Source organism: Ancylomarina euxina, assembly GCF_003863355.1.
Lineage (GTDB): Bacteria > Bacteroidota > Bacteroidia > Bacteroidales > Marinifilaceae > Ancylomarina > Ancylomarina euxinus.
The window spans coordinates 1-4,016 of sequence record NZ_QQWG01000043.1 but is presented as its reverse complement, the minus strand read 5'-3'; the positions used below and the strand labels follow the sequence as shown (position 1 = coordinate 4,016).

Below are 4,016 nucleotides of genomic sequence, written 5' to 3'. Positions count from 1 at the left end.
TTAGGCTTTCTCATGCCTTAAGTTACTAATAATCAATAGCATCTCAAAATAAAACACAATTTAATCACTTGATTATTAGATGTTTGTATGAAAAAAAGAAAGAGAGTATCCATTTTTGGACACCCTCTTTTTTTTTTAGTTAGTCAGTTGAAGATCTTTATAAAGATAATCTTTCTTATTTGAGCTTATACCAATTAAATTTCAAAATGATCTTTTAAGATCGCTTTTGATGTCAATTTAGCAATACAAGTTGGTTAGGCTTCAAGCTCACTGTTAATGCTATCCGATAAACGCATAGACAGTTGGATGTAACGTTGCTTAAAAGTATCGTCGTTTAAATAGAGTGCAATTTTCTCCTGCCAATCTTTGGCTTGATGCGATAACTCCATAATGCGATGTTTGTTGGCCATGCTATTTTTGTCAGATTTTTCCTTCTCAACCACACTAATGTATTGATTAACCCAATTTTCATAATTATTCAAGAATTCTGATCGTTCAATATCTTTACCTGACTGCATATTGGCTACTGAAGCCATACTTTCTGTATTGAGAAGTGCAGTTGCACCAACTGTTACACCTAATTTTTGTATAAATTTTCGTCTGTTGTCTTTCTTCATATAATGATAAAATAAGAGTTCTGGATCCGAATATACCTAAAATGTATTGATTTTGAAAGTGAAGAACTTCAATCGGCTACAGTTTTTTATAGTTGACTAGATAAAAGTTGGTAGGGATGCTATTGAAAATAAAACTTTTAGATATTTTTATTGACTTAAGTATAAATTAAAATTATTTTCAATTATGCAGGACTATATACCTAACCGGTCAGATGCTTTTGAATTAGTGAAGCAGTATATAAAAACGGATAGTTTAATCAAACATGCCTTGGCAGTGGAAGCGGTCATGCGCTATTATGCTAAAATTCATGGTGAGGATGAAGAAAAGTGGGGGGTGATTGGATTAGTTCATGATATGGATTGGGAAGTAGCGCCAGATAGGCATACAATTAAAACCAGAGAAATTCTCGAAGTAGCAAATTGGCCTGAGGATTATATTCGTGCTGTTGAATCTCACGCCTTTGGTTCGTGTACCGATGTGGAACCTCTGTCACTACTTGAGAAAACGCTTTATACAATAGATGAACTTACAGGATTGATCACAGCAACCGCATTAGTACGCCCTTCAAAATCTATTATGGATGTGAAGGTGAAATCGGTGAAAAGAACCTGGAAGACAAAGAACTTTGCTGCTGGTTGTCATCGTGAAACCATTGCTAAAGGTGCCGAAATGTTGGGCCTTGAACGAGGCGAGTTAATTGAAGGTGTACTAACTGCCATGCAAGGAATTGCTGATGAACTAGGCCTTGCATAATTATAAATGATTTACTAATTATGAGTTATGAATTATAAACGATGAATTAGTATTAGACACTGATTAACTATGATTTTGTGTGATCACAATATATTAAAATCATAAATGATCATTTGTGATCTGCGTCTATATTTTATTTGTTTTAATTCATAAATCATCAATTATAATTCCTAATTCGTTTTCATAATTGAAATTCCTGAGTCCTGTCATTTTTACACTTGGTAGAAAACTCTATCTTTAGCGGAAAATCAAAACAACTCGCTCTAAGGAGCTCCTAATCTAACTACAATGAAAAAAATAATTCTGTTTGTATGTACTGCTTTATTTTTTACGGCTTGTCAACCAAACGAAACGACTACCCAAACAACTAGTGTTGAAAAATCAAATATCGATAAATCGACTGTAGATGCTACAGTAAGTGCTTTGAAAGCAAAATTCCCTAATGCGAACGAGAGTCTATTGTCAAGAGGAGTGAAACATGTAGCTAATCTTTGGATTGAGAGTGATGGTAATGCTGAGGCTTTCAAAACTTTTTGTGAAGTCAATTACATTGCAGGTGAGGAAGAACGAGAGTTGGTGTTTAATAAGATATCGCGCAATATCGAAATCATAACAGGTCATTTTAATAAAATCACGCTTGACTTATTGGAGCCTGTTCACTTAAATACGTTTGAGCAGCACTCTATAGATAATTATTTTGGTGCATACAGCGTTGATGCTCACTGGCAGGATGATTTTTACAAAAATAAAATCGCATTTATTATTGCCTTAAATTTTCCTCCCTATAGTCTTGAAGAGAAAGAATCTTTGGCAGGGAAATGGAATCGTCAGCAGTGGGCTTACGCACGTTTAGGTGACTATTTTACAGCAAGGGTTCCTGCAGAATTATTGCAGAATGCAGGTAAAGCTGCTGCAGGTTCTGATCTGTATATTGCTGATTACAATATTTTTGTTGGTCATTTGACTGATGCTAATGGTGAGCGTTTCTTTCCAGAGGATAAGGTTCTTCTTTCGCACTGGAACTTGCGTGATGAAATTAAAGCGAATTATGCAAATTCTACAGATGGACTAGAGAAGCAAAAGATCATTTATAAGGTAATGCAACGCATAATCTCTCAAGAGATTCCAGAAAAGGTAATTAATAGTGGTGATTACGAATGGGATCCTTATACAAATGTGGTATACCAGGATGGTAAAACAATTGAGGCGACTCCAGAGCCAAATGAGAGATACCAGCAGATCTTGAATAATTTCCATGCGAATAAAGCAATTGACCCTTACTATCCTGATCAGAATACTTTTATTGAAAGACAGTATGCAGGTGCAAAGGAAATTTCACATGAGAATACGGAGAAGATCTTTACTGATTTCTTAAAATCAGAAGAAACCAAGAAAGTAGGTGAACTAATTAAGAAGAGATTGGGGCGTGACTTGCAGCCATTTGATATTTGGTACGATGGTTTCAAAGCTCGTAGTGGTATGGATGAGTCTAAGCTTGATGCTCAGACTAGAAAATTGTATCCTAATGCACCTGCTCTAGAAGCTGACCTTTCTAATCTATTAGAGAAATTAGGTTACGGAAAAGATAGAGCTAAATTCTTGGCAGACCATATTGCTGTTGATCCTGCACGTGGATCGGGACATGCTTGGGGTGGAGCTAAAAAAGGACAAAAGGCTCACTTACGTACTCGAATTGGTGCGAAAGGAATGGATTATAAAGGCTACAATATTGCAATTCACGAATTTGGACACAATGTAGAGCAAACAATCTCGTTATACGATGTTGATAATTTCACGATGAATGGTGTACCCAATACTGCATTTACTGAGGCCCTGGCTTTCATCTTTCAAAAGAGAGATATGCTACTTTTAGGTAGAAATGATGAATCTGATCAGAAAGATGCTTTGAAGAAGCTAGACTTATTCTGGAGCGCATACGAAATTATGGGTGTATCAGTTCTTGATATCCGTGTTTGGAAATGGTTATATGCAAACCCTGAAGCAGATGCTGCTCAGCTTCGCGATGCGACAATGCGAATTGCTAAGGAAATTTGGAACGAGTTTTATGCACCAGTTTACGGCATGAAAGATCAGACTATTTTGGCGGTTTATTCACACATGCTAAATAGCCCGCTATACCTATCAAACTATGCTTTTGGTAATGTGATTGAATTCCAATTAGAGGAGCAACTTAAAGGTAAGAGCTTCCCTAAAGAGGTTGATCGTATTTTTAAGCAAGGACGTTTAACGCCTAACCAGTGGATGGTAGAGGCTACAGGTAGTAAGTTGTCAACTCAACCAATGATTGATGCAGCTAGAGAATCTGTGAAGAGTCTTCAGAACTAAATTATCAGATACTATATAATTGAAAGGGCATTCCGTTTGGGATGCCTTTTTTTGTATGTCGGGCATGGTGATATACTAGCAGGATGTAAGTTCCTGTGTACGCCGAGTTGATAGGAAGTACTAGCGATTGGCAAGGGTGTTGTAGGTGACTACAAATCTGAAGGAAGCCATCAGCAAAGTCGATGTTCTAACGAACAGAAATCTGATATAAGGCTCAAATGGGAAGGGTAACCGAGCCATAGATTGGGAACGCCCAAAATTCAACCGTAATCCCATAGGGTAAATCAGATAGGACACGA

Annotated in this window: 3 protein-coding genes; 2 read left to right on the top strand and 1 reads right to left on the bottom strand. The window is 36.7% G+C overall.

Features of this window, described 5'->3' with window-relative positions:
• Positions 1-254 precede the first annotated feature (254 nt).
• A complete protein-coding gene (locus DWB61_RS17405; protein ID WP_125032213.1) occupies positions 255-617 on the bottom strand; it encodes a twin-arginine translocation signal domain-containing protein in 363 nt (120 codons plus the stop codon).
• A gap of 184 nt (positions 618-801) precedes the next feature.
• Between DWB61_RS17405 and DWB61_RS17400 the strand changes: the two genes are divergently transcribed.
• Both DWB61_RS17400 and DWB61_RS17395 read left to right on the top strand, forming a co-directional pair.
• A complete protein-coding gene (locus tag DWB61_RS17400) occupies positions 802-1,371 on the top strand; it encodes an HD domain-containing protein (RefSeq protein ID WP_125032212.1) in 570 nt (189 codons plus the stop codon).
• Positions 1,372-1,659: 288 nt separating this feature from the next.
• Positions 1,660-3,717, top strand: a complete 2,058-nt coding sequence (locus DWB61_RS17395) for a hypothetical protein (protein ID WP_197091219.1) — start codon at positions 1,660-1,662, stop codon at positions 3,715-3,717.
• Positions 3,718-4,016 lie beyond the last annotated feature (299 nt).

Coding starts and splice junctions, on each gene's coding strand:
- DWB61_RS17405 (WP_125032213.1), bottom strand. CDS start 617: ATGAAGAAAGACAACAGACGAAAATTTATACAAAAATTAGGTGTAACA.
- DWB61_RS17400 (WP_125032212.1), top strand. CDS start 802: ATGCAGGACTATATACCTAACCGGTCAGATGCTTTTGAATTAGTGAAG.
- DWB61_RS17395 (WP_197091219.1), top strand. CDS start 1,660: ATGAAAAAAATAATTCTGTTTGTATGTACTGCTTTATTTTTTACGGCT.